General features: G+C 70.2%; 23 protein-coding genes. 2 read left to right on the forward strand and 21 right to left on the reverse strand.

Annotated features, from left to right (window positions below):
* Positions 1 to 14: 14 nt before the first annotated feature.
* The gene (locus JT1_RS09120) at positions 15 to 299 is read right to left on the reverse strand and encodes an Rv1322 family protein (RefSeq protein WP_068325257.1); all 285 of its coding nucleotides are present in this window, start codon (positions 297 to 299) and stop codon (positions 15 to 17) included.
* A gap of 106 nt (positions 300 to 405) precedes the next feature.
* Positions 406 to 1,614 (reverse strand): 3-hydroxyacyl-CoA dehydrogenase family protein, encoded by a 1,209-nt coding sequence (locus tag JT1_RS09125; RefSeq protein ID WP_068325258.1) that lies wholly within the window; start codon positions 1,612 to 1,614, stop codon positions 406 to 408.
* 94 nt (positions 1,615 to 1,708) lie between these two features.
* Between JT1_RS09125 and nucS the strand changes: the two genes are divergently transcribed.
* Positions 1,709 to 2,404 (forward strand): endonuclease NucS, encoded by a 696-nt coding sequence (gene nucS / locus JT1_RS09130; RefSeq protein ID WP_068325259.1) that lies wholly within the window; start codon positions 1,709 to 1,711, stop codon positions 2,402 to 2,404.
* Here nucS and JT1_RS09135 read toward each other — a convergent pair.
* From JT1_RS09135 to JT1_RS09145, 3 genes are all read right to left on the reverse strand, one after another.
* Positions 2,401 to 2,703, reverse strand: coding sequence for a hypothetical protein (locus tag JT1_RS09135; RefSeq protein WP_068325260.1), 303 nt, complete (start codon positions 2,701 to 2,703; stop codon positions 2,401 to 2,403). The two genes, nucS and JT1_RS09135, sit on opposite strands and share 4 nt — an antisense overlap.
* 16 nt (positions 2,704 to 2,719) lie before the next feature.
* On the reverse strand, positions 2,720 to 4,813 hold the full coding sequence (locus JT1_RS09140; protein WP_082807559.1) for a protein meaA: 2,094 nt from the start codon (positions 4,811 to 4,813) through the stop codon (positions 2,720 to 2,722).
* A 98-nt stretch (positions 4,814 to 4,911) separates the two neighbouring features.
* Complete coding sequence (locus tag JT1_RS09145; protein ID WP_082807560.1) at positions 4,912 to 5,265, reverse strand: STAS domain-containing protein; 354 nt, start codon at positions 5,263 to 5,265, stop codon at positions 4,912 to 4,914.
* A 158-nt stretch (positions 5,266 to 5,423) separates the two neighbouring features.
* Here JT1_RS09145 and JT1_RS09150 point away from each other — a divergent pair, with 158 nt between their 5' ends.
* Complete coding sequence (locus JT1_RS09150) at positions 5,424 to 6,044, forward strand: cob(I)yrinic acid a,c-diamide adenosyltransferase (protein WP_068325262.1); 621 nt, start codon at positions 5,424 to 5,426, stop codon at positions 6,042 to 6,044.
* Here the strand turns inward: JT1_RS09150 and JT1_RS09155 are convergent.
* The 16 genes from JT1_RS09155 to JT1_RS09230 form a co-directional block, all read right to left on the reverse strand.
* Positions 6,037 to 6,471 carry a DUF2550 family protein gene (locus JT1_RS09155; protein ID WP_068325263.1) on the reverse strand — a complete coding sequence of 145 codons (435 nt, stop codon included), beginning with the start codon at positions 6,469 to 6,471 and terminating at the stop codon, positions 6,037 to 6,039. The genes JT1_RS09150 and JT1_RS09155 overlap by 8 nt on opposite strands.
* Positions 6,472 to 6,475: 4 nt before the next feature.
* Positions 6,476 to 6,742: a F0F1 ATP synthase subunit epsilon gene (locus tag JT1_RS09160; RefSeq protein WP_068325264.1), complete on the reverse strand. Its 267-nt coding sequence runs from the start codon at positions 6,740 to 6,742 to the stop codon at positions 6,476 to 6,478.
* 73 nt (positions 6,743 to 6,815) lie between these two features.
* On the reverse strand, positions 6,816 to 7,292 hold the full coding sequence (locus JT1_RS09165; RefSeq protein WP_068325265.1) for a DUF2752 domain-containing protein: 477 nt from the start codon (positions 7,290 to 7,292) through the stop codon (positions 6,816 to 6,818).
* Positions 7,289 to 7,804: an NINE protein gene (locus JT1_RS09170; RefSeq protein WP_082807561.1), complete on the reverse strand. Its 516-nt coding sequence runs from the start codon at positions 7,802 to 7,804 to the stop codon at positions 7,289 to 7,291. Before JT1_RS09170 ends, JT1_RS09165 begins: the two co-directional genes overlap by 4 nt.
* A 114-nt stretch (positions 7,805 to 7,918) precedes the next feature.
* Positions 7,919 to 9,373 carry a F0F1 ATP synthase subunit beta gene (atpD, locus tag JT1_RS09175; protein ID WP_068325266.1) on the reverse strand — a complete coding sequence of 485 codons (1,455 nt, stop codon included), beginning with the start codon at positions 9,371 to 9,373 and terminating at the stop codon, positions 7,919 to 7,921.
* 17 nt (positions 9,374 to 9,390) lie between these two features.
* Positions 9,391 to 10,293, reverse strand: coding sequence for a F0F1 ATP synthase subunit gamma (locus JT1_RS09180; RefSeq protein ID WP_068325267.1), 903 nt, complete (start codon positions 10,291 to 10,293; stop codon positions 9,391 to 9,393).
* Between the two features lie 101 nt (positions 10,294 to 10,394).
* The gene (gene atpA / locus JT1_RS09185) at positions 10,395 to 12,032 is read right to left on the reverse strand and encodes a F0F1 ATP synthase subunit alpha (protein WP_068325269.1); all 1,638 of its coding nucleotides are present in this window, start codon (positions 12,030 to 12,032) and stop codon (positions 10,395 to 10,397) included.
* Positions 12,033 to 12,103: 71 nt separating this feature from the next.
* A complete protein-coding gene (locus JT1_RS09190) occupies positions 12,104 to 12,913 on the reverse strand; it encodes a F0F1 ATP synthase subunit delta (protein WP_068325271.1) in 810 nt (269 codons plus the stop codon).
* On the reverse strand, positions 12,913 to 13,506 hold the full coding sequence (locus JT1_RS09195; protein WP_082807562.1) for a F0F1 ATP synthase subunit B: 594 nt from the start codon (positions 13,504 to 13,506) through the stop codon (positions 12,913 to 12,915). Before JT1_RS09195 ends, JT1_RS09190 begins: the two co-directional genes overlap by 1 nt.
* Positions 13,507 to 13,556: 50 nt before the next feature.
* Complete coding sequence (locus tag JT1_RS09200; protein WP_068325273.1) at positions 13,557 to 13,757, reverse strand: ATP synthase subunit C-like protein; 201 nt, start codon at positions 13,755 to 13,757, stop codon at positions 13,557 to 13,559.
* A gap of 94 nt (positions 13,758 to 13,851) precedes the next feature.
* Positions 13,852 to 14,652, reverse strand: coding sequence for a F0F1 ATP synthase subunit A (gene atpB, locus JT1_RS09205; RefSeq protein ID WP_068325274.1), 801 nt, complete (start codon positions 14,650 to 14,652; stop codon positions 13,852 to 13,854).
* Positions 14,649 to 15,029, reverse strand: coding sequence for an AtpZ/AtpI family protein (locus JT1_RS09210; protein ID WP_068325276.1), 381 nt, complete (start codon positions 15,027 to 15,029; stop codon positions 14,649 to 14,651). The genes atpB and JT1_RS09210 overlap by 4 nt, the downstream gene beginning before the upstream one ends.
* Positions 15,026 to 15,442: a hypothetical protein gene (locus JT1_RS09215; RefSeq protein WP_169701928.1), complete on the reverse strand. Its 417-nt coding sequence runs from the start codon at positions 15,440 to 15,442 to the stop codon at positions 15,026 to 15,028. The genes JT1_RS09210 and JT1_RS09215 overlap by 4 nt, the downstream gene beginning before the upstream one ends.
* A gap of 112 nt (positions 15,443 to 15,554) precedes the next feature.
* Positions 15,555 to 16,691 carry an MraY family glycosyltransferase gene (locus JT1_RS09220; RefSeq protein WP_068325280.1) on the reverse strand — a complete coding sequence of 379 codons (1,137 nt, stop codon included), beginning with the start codon at positions 16,689 to 16,691 and terminating at the stop codon, positions 15,555 to 15,557.
* 33 nt (positions 16,692 to 16,724) lie between these two features.
* Positions 16,725 to 18,002: a serine hydroxymethyltransferase gene (glyA, locus tag JT1_RS09225; RefSeq protein ID WP_068325282.1), complete on the reverse strand. Its 1,278-nt coding sequence runs from the start codon at positions 18,000 to 18,002 to the stop codon at positions 16,725 to 16,727.
* Complete coding sequence (locus JT1_RS09230; protein WP_068325284.1) at positions 17,999 to 18,757, reverse strand: L-threonylcarbamoyladenylate synthase; 759 nt, start codon at positions 18,755 to 18,757, stop codon at positions 17,999 to 18,001. The genes glyA and JT1_RS09230 overlap by 4 nt, the downstream gene beginning before the upstream one ends.
* Positions 18,758 to 18,932 lie beyond the last annotated feature (175 nt).

The following is an 18,932-nucleotide window of genomic DNA, read 5'->3' on the forward strand; positions in this document are numbered from 1 at the left end:
GGGCTGTCCTGCGGTCAGCGCCCGTAGCGCCCGTGGTTGCGGGCCTTCCAGCAGGCGGAGTGCCAGTGCCGGCGGTCGTCCGCTCCCCCGAGCCCGTCGTCCGGCCAGACGACGACGTGCGGCGTGCCCGGCTGGATCTCGTGGGTGCAGCCCGGGCAGGTGTACACCCGCGTCGAGGTCTGCCCGCTCAGCCGACGAACGATCCAGGCGCGGCCCATCCACGTCTCCCGCGTCTGCGGCGAACCCCCGAGCGCGAGCGGACGGTGCTCGTCACGGCGGCGGCGGTTGCTGCGGGGCATGGGCTCATGGTCTCCCGTGACGCGAGCGGACACAAAAGGTCGTCCTGGTGCACGAAGTGGCTGGATCCGCCACCAGATGCACCAGGACGACCTCGTGTGTTCGGGCTCAGTACGTGCGGAAGCCCTCACCGGTCTTGCGCCCGAGCTTGCCGGCGCCGACGAGCTCGCGCAGGAGCGGGGCCGGGGTGAGCGACTCGTGCTCGAACTCGGCGAGCAGCTCCTCCTCGATCGCCAGGGCCACGTCGTTGCCGACGACGTCGAGGAGCGCGAAGGGGCCCATCGGGTAGCCGTAGTGCTCGGTGATCGCCCCGTCGACGGCGTCGAGCTCAGCACCCTCCTCGTGCACCCTGATGGCGTCGTTGAGGTACGGGAAGAGCAGCGCGTTGACGATGAAGCCGGAGCGGTCGGCGCAGCTGACGGCGACCTTGCGGGTGCTCCGGCACAGGTCCTGGACGGTGTCGAGCACGTCCTGGCCGGTCGTCGCGTGGTTGATGACCTCGACCAGCTTCATGACCGGGGCCGGGTTGAAGAAGTGCATCCCGACGACGTCCTGCGGACGCCTGGTCTGCGCGGCGAGGTCGGCGATGGACAGCGACGAGGTGGTCGTCGCCAGGACGGCGCCCGGCTTGCAGATGCGGTCCAGGTCGGCGAAGAGCTGGTTCTTGATGCCGATCTCCTCGGCGATCGCCTCGACCACGATGTCGACGTCACCGAGGGCCTCGCGCTCGGTCGCGCCGGTGAGGCGGCCGAGGACGGCGTCCGCCTGACCCTGGTCGATCCGACCCTTGTCGACCTGACGGGCCAGGTTCTTGGCGATCTGCGCGCGCACCGCGTCGACCTTGTCGCCGGTGCGGGCCACGTAGGTGACGGGGAACCCGTTCACCGCGAAGACCTCGACGATGCCGCTGGCCATCGTGCCGGAGCCGACGACGCCGACGGTCTTGACCGGGCGAGCCGCCCCCTGGCCGACCTGGGAGGGGGTGAGCTCGTCGGCGACGACCTCGTCCCCGTCGTAGGTGTAGAAGCCCTTGCCGGCCGCCTTGCCCGTGCGCCCCTCGGCGATCAGCCGCTCGATGGCAGGGTCCGGCCGGTGGCGCGGGTCCCCGCTCTCGGCGAAGCGCGCGGCGAGTGCGTCCCGGACGGTCTCGAGACCGATCTCGTCGAGGACCGCGAGGGGGCCGGCGGGCAGGCCGCAACCGAAGCGCATGCCGTTGTCGACGTCCTCACGGGAGGCGTACTGCTCCTCGAACATCGAGGCGGCGTGGTTCAGGTACGGGAAGACCAGGGCGTCTGCAAGAGCGCGGGAGTCTGACATGAGTGGCACTATCGCAGCCGTGGTGACCCCGGGACAGGGGCCCGCGGCGTGACGGTCCGCACAGGGGAAACCTTGTGCGCGTAGGGTCGTCGCCGTGCGAGTGGTGATTGCGACCTGCAGCGTCGACTACGAGGGGCGGCTCAACGCCCACCTGCCCCTGGCGACCCGTCTGCTCATCGTCAAGGCGGACGGGTCGGTGCTCGTCCACAGCGACGGCGGCTCCTACAAGCCGCTGAACTGGATGGCTCCCCCGTGCTCGATGGCGGAGGTCGAGCCGGACGAGACCGAGGCCACAGAGGGGGTGACCGCCGTCTGGAACGTCCAGCACGCCAAGACCGAGGACCGGCTGCGGGTCAGGCTGCACGAGGTGCACCACGACTCGGCGCACGAGCTGGGCCTCGACCCCGGCCTGGTCAAGGACGGCGTCGAGGCCCATCTGCAGCGGCTGCTCGCCGAGCACATCCAGACCCTCGGCGACGGCTACACGCTCGTGCGTCGCGAGTACATGACGGCGATCGGTCCCGTCGACATCCTCGCCAGGGACGCGAAGGGGGTCTCCGTCGCCATCGAGATCAAGCGCCGCGGCGAGATCGACGGTGTCGAGCAGCTGACCCGCTACCTCGAGCTGATGAACCGCGACCCCGCGCTGCGCCCGGTCACGGGGGTCTTCGCCGCCCAGGTCATCAGGCCGCAGGCCCGCACCCTCGCCGAGGACCGAGGCATCCGCTGTGTCACCCTCGACTACGACGAGCTCAAGGGCATCGACACGAGCATGCATCGCCTCTTCTAGTCGCCGAGCTCGAGCCGCTCCACCCCCTGTGCGGCGGACGGCAGGAGCACGGCCACGGTCTCGCCGCGGTGCAGGTCGGCGACCCCGGCCAGCGGGTCGCCCTCGGCGCCCGACAGGGCCGCGTCGACCTCGAGCGGCACGTCCAGCGCGTCGGCCAGGCGCGCACCGACGCCGTCCTCCGACCCCGTGACGACGGCGAGGATCCCCACGCCGCGCAGCGCCCCGACGAGGTGGGCCAGACCCTCTTCGTCCGTGGGCGGTGCGGTGACGAGGAGTGTCGCCGGGCAGTGCAAGGACATACCTCGAAGGCTAGACCTACGAGGTCGCGTCCTCGGCCTGCACGGCCGACAGGCCGCGACTCTCTCGGATGATGTCGAGGAAGCGACCCATGATCTCGTTGAGGCCGAAGTCCTTGGGGGTGAAGACGGCCGCGACGCCCAGCTCGCGCAGCCTCGCCGCGTCCGACTCGGGGATGATCCCGCCGACCACCACGGGGATGTCACCGGCGCCCTCCGCCCGCAGGCCCTCGAGCACGTCGGGGACGAGCTCCATGTGCGAGCCGGAGAGGATCGAGACACCCACGAGGTCGACGTCCTCGGCCACGGCCGCGGACACGATCTGCTCGGGCGTGAGGCGGATGCCCTGGTAGACGACCTCGAAGCCCGCGTCGCGCGCCCGCACGGCGATCTGCTCCGCCCCGTTGGAGTGGCCGTCGAGGCCGGGCTTGCCGACGAGGACGCGCAGCTGCTCGCCGAGCTCCTCGCTCGTGGCACGCACTCGGTCGCGCACGGCGAGCAGGTCGGCGGACCCGGCGTCGGCGATGCCCACAGAGCCCGAGACGCCGGTGGGGGCACGGAACTCGCCGAAGACCTCGCGCAGGGCCTGGGCCCACTCCCCGACCGTCACCCCGGCCCGGGCGCAGTCGAGCGAGGCCTCCATGAGGTTGTCGCTCGTCCTCGCGGTCTCCTGCAGGGTGGCCAGCGCCGCCCTGGCCGACTCGGCCTGCTGCGGGTCGGCGTCGCGCTCGGTGCGCCAGGCGCGCACGGCCTCGATCGCCTTGGCCTCGACGTCGGCGTCGACGGTCTGGATCGCGGTGTCGAGGTCGGCGGTCAGCGGGTTGGGCTCGGTGGTCTCGAACTTGTTGACGCCCACGACGATGTCCTCGCCCGCCTCGATCCGCTGACGGCGCAGGGAGTGGCTCGCGACGAGGGCGGACTTCATGTAGCCCGACTCGACGGCCGGCACGGCGCCGCCCATCGCCTGGATGCGCTCGATCTCGGCCTTCGCCCCGGTCACGAGCTCCGCGACCTTGGCCTCGACGACGGGCGAGCCGGCGAAGAGGTCGTCGTACTCGAGCAGGTCGGACTCGAAGGCGAGGACCTGCTGCAGGCGCAGCGCCCACTGCTGGTCCCACGGACGCGGCAGGCCGAGGGCCTCGTTCCACGCCGGCAGCTGCACCGCCCGGGCGCGCGCGTCCTTGCTCAGCGTGACCGCGAGCATCTCGAGGACGATGCGCTGGACGTTGTTCTCCGGCTGCGCCTCCGTCAGGCCCAGGGAGTTGACCTGGACGCCGTAGCGGAAGCGGCGCTGCTTGGCGTCGGTGACGCCGTAGCGCTCGCGGGTGATCTCGTCCCACAGCTGGACGAAGGCGCGCATCTTGCACATCTCCTCGACGAAGCGCACGCCGGCGTTGACGAAGAAGGAGATGCGGGCGACGACCGTGCCGAACTCCTCCTCGGGCACGCGGCCCGACTCGCGCACGGCGTCGAGCACGGCGAGGGCGGTCGACATCGAGTAGGCGATCTCCTGCACGGGGGTGGCCCCGGCCTCCTGCAGGTGGTAGCTGCAGATGTTGATCGGGTTCCACCTGGGGATCTCGCCGACGGTGTACGTCACCATGTCGGTGATCAGGCGCATCGAGGGGCCGGGCGGGAAGACGTACGTCCCGCGGCTCAGGTACTCCTTGATGATGTCGTTCTGCGTCGTGCCGGACAGGCGCGCCCGGACCTCGGCGGGGTCCTGCCCGGCCGCCTCGGCCTGCTCCTCGGCGGCGACCTGGTACATCGCCAGCATGTACATCGCGACGGCGTTGATCGTCATCGACGTGTTCATCTCGCCGAGGGGGATCTGGTCGAACAGGCGACGCATGTCGCCGATGTGGCTGATCGGCACACCGACCTTGCCGACCTCGCCGCGGCTGAGCACGTGGTCGGGGTCGTAGCCCGTCTGCGTCGGCAGGTCGAAGGCGACCGACAGCCCGGTCTGGCCCTTGGCGAGGTTGCGGCGGTAGAGCTCGTTGGACGCCGCGGCACTGGAGTGCCCGGCGTAGGTGCGCATCACCCAGGGGCGGTCGCGCTCGGGGCGCGCAGCCTCGGCGGCAGGGGTCGGGGCATCAGTGCGGTCGGCCATGAGGGCAAGGTACCCGCGCCCCACGGCTCACCACAGGCCCGGCGACGGTGAATGACGCCACACCGGGCGGGTGCAGCCCGCAGGGGACGAAGGGGAGGTCAGACGGCGGCGCGGCGGCGGACGGCGACCCGTGGCGCGGGCACGTCGTCGAGCAGCCGGACGAGCCCGGCCCGGCGCAGCAGCCGCTCGGTGCGCTGGTCGGCGTTGGTGAAGCGCAGCCGGCGTCCCGCCCGGGCCGCGCGGGCATGCGCACCCAGGAGCGTCGCGAAGCCCACCTGGTCGACGACGGTCGACCCGGCGAGGTCGACGATGATCGGATCTCCCCCGACCCGGATCGCCTGGACGAAGCCCTGCCGCAGATCCGCGCTGTGACGCAGATCGAAGGGCACGACGACCCGGACCCGGGTGCTGCTCTCGCCACCCACGGGCGTCAGCGCGACCATTGCGCTCATCACGGCACCTGCCTTCCCCTGCTGAGACCGTGCACCCAGTGTGCCGCGCGACCCGCGCCGGGGATCGCACCCTCGGGCAACGATGTGATCACGCGCACACCAGCGTCTGGTCAGGTGCTCCCCGCTCGCCGGTCACGGGGCTCTGTCACCATGGGGCCATGGTGAACCTGACGAAGATCTACACCCGCACCGGCGACGGCGGCACGACCGCGCTCGGGGACTTCAGTCGCACCAGCAAGACCGACCCCCGCCTGCAGGCCTACGCCGACGCCAACGAGGCGAACGCGGTCATCGGGGTCGCCGTCGCGACCGGCGGGCTCGAGGAGGAGGTCGTCACGACGCTGACGCGGGTGCAGAACGACCTCTTCGACCTCGGCGCCGACCTGTCGACGCCGCTGCAGGAGGCGCCGGAGTACCCGCCCCTGCGGGTCAAGCAGGTCTGGATCGACGAGCTCGAGGCCGACTGCGACACCTACCTGGAACGCGTGGAGAAGCTGCGCTCCTTCATCCTTCCCGGCGGCACGGCGGGCTCGGCCCACCTGCACCACGCGACCACCGTCGTGCGCCGCGCCGAGCGCTCGGCCTGGGCGGCGATCGAGCAGTACGGCACCGACACGGCGCAGGAGCGTGGGAGCGGCGGCGTCAACCCGCTCACGGCGACCTACCTCAACCGTCTGTCCGACCTGCTCTTCATCCTCGCCCGCGTGGCCAACCTGCCGATCGGCGGCGACGTCCTGTGGCAGCCGGGCGGCGGCCGCGAGGAGCGCCCGGTCAGGTGACGTTGACGCCCCGCCCCGGGGGCGCCGACTCCAGCCAGGAGCGCACCGCCGGATAGATCTTCTGCTCGAGGGCGAGGTGGACCAGCGGCCGGCCCTCGGGCCCGGTGAGCGTCACCGAGACGGCGTCGACGAGACCGGGCACGGAGACCACGTCGGAGTCGGGGGTGGAGATCTCCAGGCCCTCCCGGACCCAGGCCATGGTGGGGGTCGTCGTGAGGCCACCGACGCTGAACCACTCGAGGTCCACGGACCCCATGCGCAGCAACCCGAGCCGCCAGCGGTGCGACTCGGGCAGACGGATGGCGCACGGGCTCACCGGTCCGTGCGCGGCGATGGAGCGTCGCCGCAGCCAGAGGAGGACCAGCCACAGCGCGACGAGGAGACACCCTGCGAGGAGGAGGACCTCCACCACCTGCAGGGTCGTCACAGGCTCAGGCCTTGGCCGGGGCCTGGACGGTCTCGGCGACGATCGTCACGTTGTCGTGGTCGACCGACAGGAAGCCCCCGTCGACGGTCGCGGTCTGGTCGCCGCCCTCGGTGTGGATGACGACGTCGCCCTCGACGAGCACACCGAGCAGTGGGGTGTGGCCGGGCATGATGCCGATCTCGCCCTCGGTGCTGCGCGCGCGCACCATGGTGGCCTCACCGGACCAGACCTTGCGGTCCGCGGCGACGAGTTCAACGTTGAGGGAGCTCACGTGGGGGGTCCTTCGTGTCGGTGCGGCTGAGGGGTTCATCCTAGCCCGCGGTGGGAGATGGTCCGACGTCGCCTCAGGCGACGACGAGGGCGAAGTAGTCCTGTCCCAGGGACAGGCTCACGATGCGCACCGCGGAGTACGCGAGCCACACGCCGATCAGCACCATGAGGAAGCGCGGGTTGAGCTGGTCGAGCAGCCGCTGGGGTGGTCGTCGGCGCACGAGGGAGACGGCCGTGTAGACGACGAGGCCCGCGGCCGCCGCCATCCCGATCGGCCCGAAGAGGTTGTACTCGAAGGCGGTCACGACGTCGCCGTGCGCGAGGTGCACCCACGAGCGGGTCATGCCGCAGCCGGGGCAGGGCATGCCCGTGAGGATCCGCAGGATGCACGTCGGTTGGCCGCCGACGACGGACGGCACCGGCCACAGCCGCGCCACGACGAGCCCGACGAAGCTGATCGCCGCGAGGACGGGCACGATCATGCGCTCGGTGACACGCACCCCCTTCGAGAGGTACACGGTCCGGCCCGCCGGGCTCACCGGGTGGGTCATCGCAGCGGCCGACCGTCGACGTCGGTCAGCTTGCGCATGACGACGAGGATGATGTCGATCAGCGACCAGATGCCCATGCCGCCGCAGGTGACGAGCTTGAGCACGCCCAGGCCGATCTGGCCGAGGTAGAAGCGGTCCACGCCGAAGGCGCCGACGAAGATCGACAGCAGCAGCGTGGTCATCCACTCTCGGCTCGAGAACAGGCCGGGGACCTGCGACGCCGGGAACCAGCTCTGCTGGCCCTCGGCCCGCACCGGCGAGTCGCCCTTGAGCTGGCCGCCCAGCGCCATGCCGAGCAGCTCCTGGAGGCCGTACGGGCCGTACTCCTGCCCCATGACGTGGAGGTGGTAGCGGCCGTCGGGGGCCGCACCGAGCTGGGGCTGCGCGCCGTACCCGGGCGCCGGCGGCTGGTAACCCTGGGGCGGCGGGGGCGGACCCTGCGGGGCGGGGGGTCCCGGGTACGGGGGTCCGCCGGGACCGGACTGGTCGAACTGCTCACCGGGGGTCGTCATGCGGCCAGTGTAGGTGCCTGCGGCGCGCGTGCCGGAGCCGGTCCGGGACAGCGGACGGCCGCCTCCCTTCGCCAGGACGAAGGGGGGCGGCCGTCACGTCGACCGTGGGTCGGGTCAGAGGTTCTTCTGGATCTCCGCCCACTGGCGCTCGACGTCGTCGAGGCCACCGCACATGAAGAAGGCCTGCTCGGCGACGTGGTCGTACTCGCCGTCGCAGATCTTGGTGAAGGCCTCGATGGTGTCCGCCAGGGACACCGTCGAGCCCTCGATGCCGGTGAACTGCTTGGCGACGTAGGTGTTCTGCGACAGGAACCGCTGGATGCGCCGCGCGCGGTTGACGAGGATCTTGTCCTCCTCGGACAGCTCGTCGATACCGAGGATCGCGATGATGTCCTGCAGCTCCTTGTTCTTCTGGAGGATCTGCTTGACGCGTACCGCGGTGGTGTAGTGGTCCTCCGCGATGTAGCGGCGGTCGAGGATGCGGCTCGTCGAGGTCAGCGGGTCCACGGCCGGGTAGATGCCCATCGACGCGATCTCACGGTTGAGCTCGGTCGTCGCGTCGAGGTGGGCGAAGGTCGTCGCCGGGGCCGGGTCGGTGTAGTCGTCGGCGGGGACGTAGATGGCCTGCATCGAGGTGATGGAGTGACCACGCGTGGAGGTGATGCGCTCCTGGAGGGTGCCCATCTCGTCGGCGAGGGTCGGCTGGTACCCCACGGCGGAGGGCATGCGGCCGAGCAGCGTGGAGACCTCGGAGCCGGCCTGCGTGAAGCGGAAGATGTTGTCGATGAAGAGCAGCACGTCCTGCTTCTGCACATCGCGGAAGTACTCCGCCATCGTCAGAGCAGACAGCGCGACCCGCAGACGCGTGCCCGGCGGCTCGTCCATCTGGCCGAACACGAGGGCGGTCTGGCCGAGGACTCCGGCCTCCTCCATCTCGACCATGAGGTCGTTGCCCTCACGGGTGCGCTCGCCGACACCGGCGAAGACGGAGACACCACCGTGGTTGCGGGCGACACGCGCGATCATCTCCTGGATGAGCACGGTCTTGCCGACACCGGCGCCACCGAAGAGGCCGATCTTGCCTCCGAGGACGTAGGGCGTCAGGAGGTCGATGACCTTGATGCCCGTCTCGAACATCTCGGTCTTGGACTCGAGCTGGTCGAAGGGGGGCGCCTGACGGTGGATGCCCCAGCGCTCGGTGACCTCGAGGGTCTCGCCCTCCGCGAGGTTGAGGCAGGCACCGGTCGCGTTGAAGACCTTGCCGAGGGTGACGTCGCCGACCGGGACGGTGATCGGGCCACCGGTGTCCTGGACCGCGGCGCCGCGGACGAGGCCGTCGGTGGGCTGCAGCGAGATGGCGCGGACCATGTTGTCGCCGATGTGCTGGGCGACCTCGAGGTTCAGCGTGCGGGTGTTGTCGTCGAGGGTGACCTCGGTGGTGAGCAGGTTGTACTGCTCCGGCATGGTGTCGACGCCGAACTCGACATCGACGACCGGGCCGATGACGCGCGAGATGCGCCCGACCCCGCCTGCAGTGGTGGTGTTCTCTTCGGTGACGGTGGCAGTCATGGGTTCTCTCTACCTTCTCACTTGGAATCGGCGAGGGCGCTGGCGCCGCCGACGATCTCGGAGATTTCCTGGGTGATCTCGGCCTGGCGGGCCTGGTTGGCCAGCCGGGTGTACTTCTTGATGAGCTCCTCGGCGTTGTCGGTCGCCGACTTCATCGCGCGCTGACGAGCCGCGAGCTCGGAGGCCGCCGCCTGGAGGAGGCAGTTGAAGATGCGCGCGTTGACGTAGCGCGGCAGCAGCGTGTCGAGCAGCTCCTCGGGGTTCGGCTCGAACTCGTAGAGCGGGAACAGCTCCGACTCCTCACCCGGCTCCTCGACGCCCTCGACGACCTCGAGCGGCAGCAGCCGGATGACCTCGGCCTCCTGGGCCACCATGGAGATGAAGCGGGTGAAGACGATGTGCACCTCGTCCACGCCCCCGTCCTGCGTGTCCCGGACGAAGTCGGCCACGAGCCGCTCGCCGATCTCGCGGGCGTTCTCGAAGGTCGGCTTCTCCGAGCTGCCGGTCCACTCGGCCGCGTACTCCCGCTTGCGGAAGGAGTAGAAGGAGACGGCCCGACGTCCGACGAGGTAGGGCACGACCTCCTTGCCCTCGTCGCGGAGGGCGGCAGCGACACGCTCCCCCTCCTTGAGGACGTTCGAGTTGTACCCGCCGGCGAGCCCACGGTCGGCCGCGATGACGACGAGCGCGGCGCGCTTGACGTCCTCCGGCTCGGTGGTCAGCGGGTGGTCCTCGTCCGAGTACGTGGCGACGGCCGAGGCCGCGCGCGTCAGCGCACGGGCGTACGGCGTGGACTCACGCACGGCCTGCTGGGCCTTGACGACACGCGAGGCCGCCATGAGCTCCATGGCCCGCGTGATCTTCTTGGTCGCACTGACGGACCGGATGCGCTGCCGGTACTCCCGGATCTGCGCTCCCATGTGCTTCCGCCTCTCCTGTGGTCTGTGGTCGACTCACGACCGGTGGCCGTGGGTGGTGCTGTCCCGGCCGGACGCCCGCTGAGGGCGCCCGACCGTGGTGCTCAGCGCTTCTGCTTGACGATCTGGACCTGCTCGGACTCCTGCGCGTCCTCGCCGGACTCCTCCGCGCTGCCGACCGGGACGTTGTCCTGGTTGGAGGGGACGAAGGTGTCACGGAAGGAGGCGATCTCGGTCTCGAGCGCCGAGATCGTGGAGTCCTCGAACTTGCCGGTCTCCTGGATGCCGTCGAGGAGGTCCTGCTTGTTGCGACGCAGGTGGTCGAGGAACTCGGCCTCGAACCGCTTGACGTCCTCGACCGCGATCGGGTCGAGCTCACCGGTCGTGCCGGCCCAGATCGCGACGACCTGCTCCGGGACGGGGTACGGGTCGGCCTGCTTCTGCTTGAGGACCTCGACGAGGCGAGCGCCGCGCGCCAGCTGCTGCTTCGACGCCGGGTCCAGGTCCGAGGCGAACATCGCGAAGGCCTCGAGCGAGCGGTACTGCGCGAGGTCCAGCTTGAGTCGACCGGAGACCGACTTCATCGCCTTGGTCTGCGCAGCCGAGCCGACGCGGGAGACGGAGACACCCACGTCGATGGCCGGACGGACGTCGGAGTTGAACAGGTCGGCCTGCAGGTAGATCTGGCCGTCGGTGATCGAGATGACGTTGGTCGGGATGTACGCGGAGACGTCACCGGCCTTGGTCTCGATGATCGGCAGACCGGTCATCGAGCCGGCGCCCAGCTCGTCGGAGAGCTTGGCGCAGCGCTCGAGCATGCGCGAGTGCAGGTAGAAGACGTCGCCCGGGTAGGCCTCGCGGCCCGGCGGGCGGCGCAGCAGCAGCGACATCGAGCGGTAGGCCTCGGCCTGCTTGCTCAGGTCGTCGAAGACGATGAGGACGTGCTTGCCCTGGTACATCCAGTGCTGGCCGATGGCCGAGCCGGTGAAGGGCGCGAGGTACTTGAAGCCCGCCGCGTCGGAGGCGGGGGCCGCGACGATCGTCGTGTACTCCATGGCGCCGGCCTCTTCGAGCGTGCCCTTGACGGCCGCGATCGTCGAGCCCTTCTGGCCGATGGCGACGTAGATGCAGCGGACCTGCTTCTGCGGGTCGCCGGTCTCCCAGAACTGCTTCTGGTTGATGATCGTGTCGACCGCGACCGTGGTCTTGCCGGTCTGGCGGTCACCGATGATCAGCTGACGCTGGCCCCGGCCGATCGGGGTCATGGCGTCGACCGACTTCAGACCGGTCTGGAGCGGCTCGTGGACCGACTTGCGGTCGACGACGCTCGGGGCCTGCAGCTCGAGCGCGCGGCGCTCGGTGGTCTCGATGTCGCCGAGACCGTCGATCGGCTGACCGAGCGGGTTGACGACACGGCCGAGGAAGTTGTCACCCACGGGGACGGAGAGGACCTCGCCGGTGCGCTTGACCTCCTGCCCCTCCTCGATCTTGGAGAAGTCGCCGAGGACGACGACACCGATCTCGTGGACGTCGAGGTTGAGCGCGAGGCCGAGGGTACCGTCCTCGAACTCCAGCAACTCGTTGGTCATGGCCGAAGGGAGTCCCTCGACGTGGGCGATGCCGTCACCGGCGTCGGTCACGCGACCGACCTCTTCGCGGGAGGCCGCGCCCGGGTTGTACGACCGGACGTAGCCATCCAGGGCGTCCCGGATCTCCTCCGGACGGATCGAAAGCTCCGTCATGATGTCTTCTCCTCGTTGCCGGCCGCGGTGACGGCCGAGTGGGTGGTCTGCATGAAGTGGGTGAGCACGGCTCAGCCGGCCAGGTGACGCTTGGCCTCGTCGAGGCGTCGCAGGACGGTCCCGTCGACGACCTCGTCACCGATCTGGACACGGATCCCGCCGATGACCTCCTCGTCGAGGACGACCTGCAGCAGCACGGGCTTGCTGTAGATCTGCTGCAGGGCGCCCGCGAGGCGGGTGCGCTGCTCGTCCGTGAGGTCGACGGCGGTGGTGACGACGGCGGTCAGCTGCTGCCGTCGGTCGGCGGCCACGTCGAGGTAGCTCTCGATGGCCCGGTCGAAGCGACGACCGCGCGGTGCGAGCACCGACTGACGGGCGAGGCGGATCGTCTCGGGTCGCGCCTTGCCCTGCAGCAGGCCACCGACGAGATCCGCCTTGCCGGCGGGGTCACCCAGACGGTTGCCCAGCGCGTCGCGCAGCTCGGGGTTGCCGGCCACGACGCGCTCGAAGCGGAAGAGCTCGTCCTCGACCTGGTCGATCACCCCGCCGTCCTCGGCCCCCTTGAGGAGGGACTCGACGGCGAACCGCTCGATGGTGTCGGTGAGGTCGCGATCCTGCGCCCAGCGCTGCCCGACGAGCACCGAGGCGACGGCCACGGTCTCGTTGGACACCTTGCCGTGGAGCAGCCGGGTGATGAGGTCGGACTTGTCCTTGCCCTCACGGGAGGGGTCGGCGGCACTGCGACGCAGCGTCGGGTTGCCGTCGAGCAGCTCCGCCACGGCGAAGAGCTCGTCCGCCATGACGGCCGGGTCCCCGGACATCAGCGCCGTCTCGAAGGACGCGTGTCCCTCGAGCACGGCGGCGCGGGAAGAGCCTCGCATCAGGCGTCACGCCCCGACGAGCCGACCTTCTCCGGCTGGACCTGACCCGACTCCAGCTCCGCGAGGAACCGCTCGATCAGGCCCTGACGGCTCGAGGAGTCCTGGAGCTCGTGGCCGACGATGCGACCGGCCAGGTCGGTCGAGAGACGACCCACCTCACCGCGCAGCGAGACAGCAGCCTGCTGGCGCTCCGCCTCGATCTGCTTGTGCGCCGAGTCGGTGATCCGGGTGGCCTCGTCCTGCGCCTGTCCGCGCATCTCCGCGACGATGGCCGCGCCCTCGGCGCGGGCGTCCTCGCGGATCTTGGCTGCCTCGGCACGAGCCTCGGCGAGCTGGGCCTCGTACTGGGCCTTGGCGGCCTCGGCCTCGGCCTGGGCATTCTCTGCCTGGGCGATGCCACCCTCGATCGCGGCGTGGCGCTCGGCGTAGGCCTTCTCGATGTTCGGCACGACGTACTTCGCGACGACGAAGTAGAGGATCGCGAACATGACGAGACCGAAGACGAGCTCCGGGATGTGCGGGATGAGCGGCATGCTCTCTTCCGTGGCCGCGGCGAGACCCACGACCGACGAGGCGGTTGCGGTGATGTGCACGGGTACTCCTAGTTACTGGTGCCGATGACGGATGGCCGTTGCCGGCAGGCTCAGAGGAAGAAGAGCACCAGACCGAAGATGGCGAGGGCCTCGGCGAGGGCGAAGCCGAGGATCGCGATCGGCTGCAGGAGGCCACGGGCCTCGGGCTGACGGGCCACACCGTTGATGTAGGCGGCGAAGATCAGACCGACGGCGATGGCCGGGCCGATGGCGGACAGGCCGTAGCCAACGAGCGAAAGGTTGCCTTCCACGATGATTCCTCTTTCGTGTGTTTCGTGAGACCCCGGGACTTGTGTCCTGAGGAAGTGCTGGGTCGATGTTCAGTTGTACGTGCGTGCGGCCGACTCAGTGGTCGTCGGCCAGGGCGCCTGCGATGTAGCTGGAGGTCAGCAGGACGAAGACGAAGGCCTGGAGGAACTGGACCAGGGCCTCGAAGAGGACCATGACGCCGGCCATGAGGAAGGTCGGCAGGGAGAGCAGCTTCAGCAGGGCCCCGCCGTCGAGCAGGAAGTAGGCACCGGCCGAGACGAACAGGAAGATCACCATGTGCCCGGCGAACATGTTGCCGAAGAGTCGCAGGGCCAGCGTCAGCGGGCGGGTGACGAAGTAGGTGATCAGCTCGAGCAGGAAGACGACCGGCACGATCCAGCCCGGCAGGCCCGGCGGGATCATGTGCTTGAAGTACCCGATGAAGCCCATCTTCTGGAAGCCGATCCAGTGGTAGACCACGTAGACGACGGCGACGAGGGCGATCGGGAACCCGATCTTGCCCGTGACCGGGTTCATCGCGAAGGGGAAGATGCCCATCAGGTTGTAGAAGAGCACCATCGTGAAGAGGGTGACGATGAGCGGCACGAACCGGCGGAACTCCTTGGTCCCGATCATGTCGCGGGCCACGCTGTTGCGCGGGAAGTTGTAGAAGCCCTCGAGGAGCCACTGGCCCTTGCTCGGGACGACCGCGGCCTTGCGGCTCAGCACGACCAGGACGATCGAGACGACCGCGGTGACGATGGCGGCCCACGCCATCTGGTTGGTGACGACGATGCCGCCGACCTCGAAGAGCGGCTGCCAGAAGATCTCCGGCGTGGGGGACTCGAAGCCCTCTCCTCCACCGGCAGCAGGCAGCGCGGGCGCAGTCAGGATCACTGGTTCTCCTCGTTGTGTGGCTGGGCACCATCAAGCGACGTCGTGACGCTGTCGGGGTGGGGTGCCTGGGACGTACCGTACCGGAGCCAGATCACGTACAGGGACAGGGCCATGCCGCCGAGGACTCCGATGACGACGAGGAACGAGGTCCCCAGCCATCGGTCGAGCAGCCAGCCGATGGCGCCGTACAGGATGGGCCCGGTGATCAGGTGTGCGAGGACCGTCGCCGCCATCGCGTCCGACGCTGCGACGGGATGGGGCGCGGTCGGGTCATGCCGGTAGCGCGCGGTCTGGGCCGCGGACTCCTCGACGCTCGGGAGCGCCTTGGTCACGAGTCGGGGGGTCTCCCCCTTCGGCCGTCGGGCGAGCGCGCTCATGCGCCGGCTCCGGACGGGTGGATCAGGTGGCGGCCGCGGACGTAGCCCGCGACCACGCCGACCTGGAGGACGACGGTCGCGGCGACGGCCGACAGTGCGGCGGTGCGCCCGTCGAGCCAGGGCATCTCGCGCAGCACGGCGATCGCGGCGACGAGGATGATCAGCTGCCCGAGGTAGACGACCCCGGCGCCGGCCGTGGAGGTGCCCACGTCACCGGCGACGATGAGCGTGATCGCGAGCAACCCCGTGAGGACGACGAAGAAGGCGAGGAGCGATCCGGCGAGCGCGCTCAGGGCGCCGTCGACCCCCTTCGCGATGGCGGCGACGAGCACGGTCAGCACGGTCCCGACGACTCCGGAGACGAGGACACCACGACGCATGCCCTGCACGGGGCTGCGGGGAGTCGTCGGCATCGGCTCACTTCGGGACGGGAGCACGAGGTGCTCGACGGGTCGGACCGAACGGTCCGTGGGCGCTTGTGAAAGTTTACACAAGCGCCCCGGATGCCGACAATCGACCGGCTGCTCAGGCGTCCAGACGCCGTCCGCGGCGGTCGAACTCCTTGGGCCGGTGGCCCGGCGCGGAGAACTTCGGGAGCCACGCCGTCAGGCCGGCTGCGACGGCGAGCATGACCACTCCCCCGGCGGCGGCGAGCAGCGGCGGCACGAAGACGAAGCTCACCGAGCCCATCGCGACCACGAGGGCCCACAGCCACAGCAGGAGCACCGCGCGGCGGTGGCCGTGACCGATCTGGAGCATGCGGTGGTGCAGGTGCTGGCTGTCCGCGTGCCACGGGCGCTGGCCGCGCGCGGTGCGGCGCGCGACGGCCCACACGACGTCGAGCAGCGGCAGCAGCATGATCGAGATCGGGATGAGCAGCGGCAGGATCGTCGCGGCCAGCCGGTTGCGGCTCACCTGCGCGGGGTCGATCTGCCCGACGTTGAGGATCGTCGCGGCCGCGAGGAGCAGCCCGAGCGTCAGCGCCCCGGAGTCGCCCATGAACAGGCGCGCGGGGAAGACGTTGTGCGGGAGGAAGCCGAGGCAGGCCCCGGCGAGCGCCGCCGAGACGAAGGTCGCCGAGGAGAAGACGTTGGGCGGGGCGTAGCTCGCGGAGATCAGGTAGCTGTAGATGAAGAAGGCCACCGCCGCGATGGCCACCAGGCCGGCGGCGAGCCCGTCGAGCCCGTCGATGAAGTTCACCGCGTTGATGCACAGGATGACGATGAAGATCGTCATGAGCACGAGCAGCGGTGCGGGCAGCACGGTGACGACGCCGAGCGGCAGCGAGAAGAACTGCACGCCGGAGAAGGCGATGATCGCCGCCGCCACGAGCTGTCCGGCGAGCTTGGTCAGGGCGTCGAGCTCGCGCACGTCGTCGATCGCGCCGACGAGGCAGACGACACCGGCGCCCAGGAGGATGCCGAGCAGCTCACCCGATTCGAAGACCTGCCGCAGGAAGGGCATCCGCCACGCCACGAGGGTCGCGGCTGCGTAGCCGAGGAACATCGCCACGCCGCCGAGCCTCGGGATCGGCACGACGTGCACGTCCCGCTCGCGGACCTCGGTGAAGGCACCGACGCGGGCCGCCAGGGTCCGCATGAGCGGGACGAGCAGGTACGTCGTGACGAGGGCGACGAGGAAGACGTAGACGTACTCCCTCACCCGTCGCCTCCGTCCCGTCCGACGCGGATCGGATCAGCGAGGGTAGGCCGGGAAGCGGGTGACCAGGTCGGTCACCTGCGCACGGACCTCGCGCGAGACCTCGTGCTCGGGGTCCGCGTCGCCGGTCGTCACGGCGGTGTGGATGAGCTCGGCGATCTTGACCATCTCGTCGGTGCCCATGCCCTGCGTCGTGACGCAGGGCGTGCCGACGCGGATGCCCGAGGCGATCGACGGCTTCTGCGGGTCGTTGGGGATGGCGTTCTTGTTGAGCGTGATGCCGGCCGCGTCGCAGCGGGCCTCGGCGTCGACGCCGGTGACGCCGACGCCCTGGAGGTCGAGCAGCGCGAGGTGCGTGTCCGTGCCGCCGGTCGTCGGGCGGATGCCGCGCTGCAGGAGCTCCTCGGCCAGCACCTTGGAGTTGGCGATGACGTCGCGGGCGTACTGCTGGTACTCGGGGGTCGCGCACTCCTTGAAGTTCACGGCCTTGGCCGCGATCGTGTGCATCTGCGGCCCGCCCTGCATCATCGGGAAGATCGCCTTGTCGAGCGCCTTGGCGTGCTCCTCCTTGCACACGAGCGCGCCGGAGCGGGGGCCGCGCAGCACCTTGTGCGTCGTGAAGGTGACGACGTCGGCGTACGGCACCGGGCTCGGGATCGCCTTGCCGGCGACGAGACCGATGAAGTGCGCGGCGTCGACCCACATGATCGCGCCGACCTCGTCGCAGATGGCGCGGATGCGCTCGAAGTCGATCAGGCGCGGGATCGCGGACCCGCCGGAGCAGATGACCTTGGGGCGGTGCTCCTTGGCCAGGCGCTCCATCTCGTCGTAGTCGACGTCCTCGGTCTCGGGGTGGACCCCGTAGTGGACGGCGTCGAACCACTTGCCGGAGAAGGAGACCTTGGTGCCGTGGGTGAGGTGGCCACCGTGCGGCAGCGACATCGCGAGGATCTTCTCCCCCGGCTGCAGGAAGGCGCCGTAGACGGCCTGGTTGGCGCTGGCCCCGGAGTGCGCCTGGACGTTGGCGTGCTCGGCGTCGAGGAGGCTCTTGGCGCGCTCGATCGCGAGGTTCTCCGCCTTGTCGACCTCGGAGCACCCGCCGTAGTACCGACGTCCGGGATAGCCCTCGGCGTACTTGTTGCTCAGCGTCGAGCCGAGCGGGGTGAGCACCTCGGGCGAGGAGATGTTCTCGCTGGCGATGAGCTGCAGACCACCGCGGATGCGGTCGAGCTCGCCGGTGAGCACGGCGGCGATCTCCGGGTCGAAGGCGCTCAGGGCGCCGAAGTCGGAGCCGTAGAAGGTGTCGTCGGTCATCGCGGGGCCTCCGTGTGGGGTGTGTCTGTGCTGGGTCCGGGTGTGGACGTGGCGTCCGAAGGGAGATCCTCCCACTCCTGCGGGTCGGCCGGGTCGGCCGGGTCGACGAGGTCCGGGGTGTCGAAGCCTGGCCCGAGGAGCGCCTCGAGGCGGGCCCGGTCGACCGCGCCGTCGCGCAGCACGACGGGGTGCTCGCCGGTGCAGTCGATGATCGTCGAGGCCTGCTGGGTGGCCCGCGGTCCGCCGTCGAGGTAGACGCTCACGGCGGGGCCCAGCTGGACGGCGGCCTCGGTGACGGTCGTCGCGGCGGGCTCGCCGGTGCGGTTGGCGCTCGTCACGGCCAGGGGGCCGGTCTCGCGCAGCACCTCGAGGGCGATCTCGTCGTGCGGCATGCGCAGCGCGACGGTGCCGGCGGTCTCGCCGAGGTCCCAGTGGAGGGAGGGCTGCGCCCACACGACGAGGGTCAGCGGTCCGGGCCACAGCTCGTCGACGAGCCGTCGGGCCCACTCGGGCACGGCACGGGCGAGCCCGTCGAGCGTGCGCACGTCGGGCACGAGGACGGGCGGCGGCATGTCCCGGCCCCTCCCCTTCGCCGCGAGGACGCTCGCGACGGCCGCCGGGTCGAAGGCGTCCGCCCCGATCCCGTAGACCGTGTCGGTGGGGATGACGACGACCTCGCCCCGGCGGACGGCATCGACGCAGGTGGCGATGCTCCCTTCGCGATCGGCGGTGGTGGCATCGACGACAGGACTCATGGGTCCACCCTATGACGCGGGCGGACACTCCCCTCGCGCGTTCGCGCATGTCCGGGCCACGGGCTGGGTAGGTTGGCTCCTGATGTACCCCGTCACGACAAGGAGGAACACATGCGTGGATCCAGTCTCATCTGGACGATCGTCGGCGTGCTGCTGATCATCGCCCTGCTCATCT

The sequence above is a fragment of the Janibacter terrae NBRC 107853 genome, assembly GCF_001591405.1.
Taxonomy (GTDB): Bacteria; Actinomycetota; Actinomycetes; order Actinomycetales; family Dermatophilaceae; genus Janibacter; species Janibacter terrae.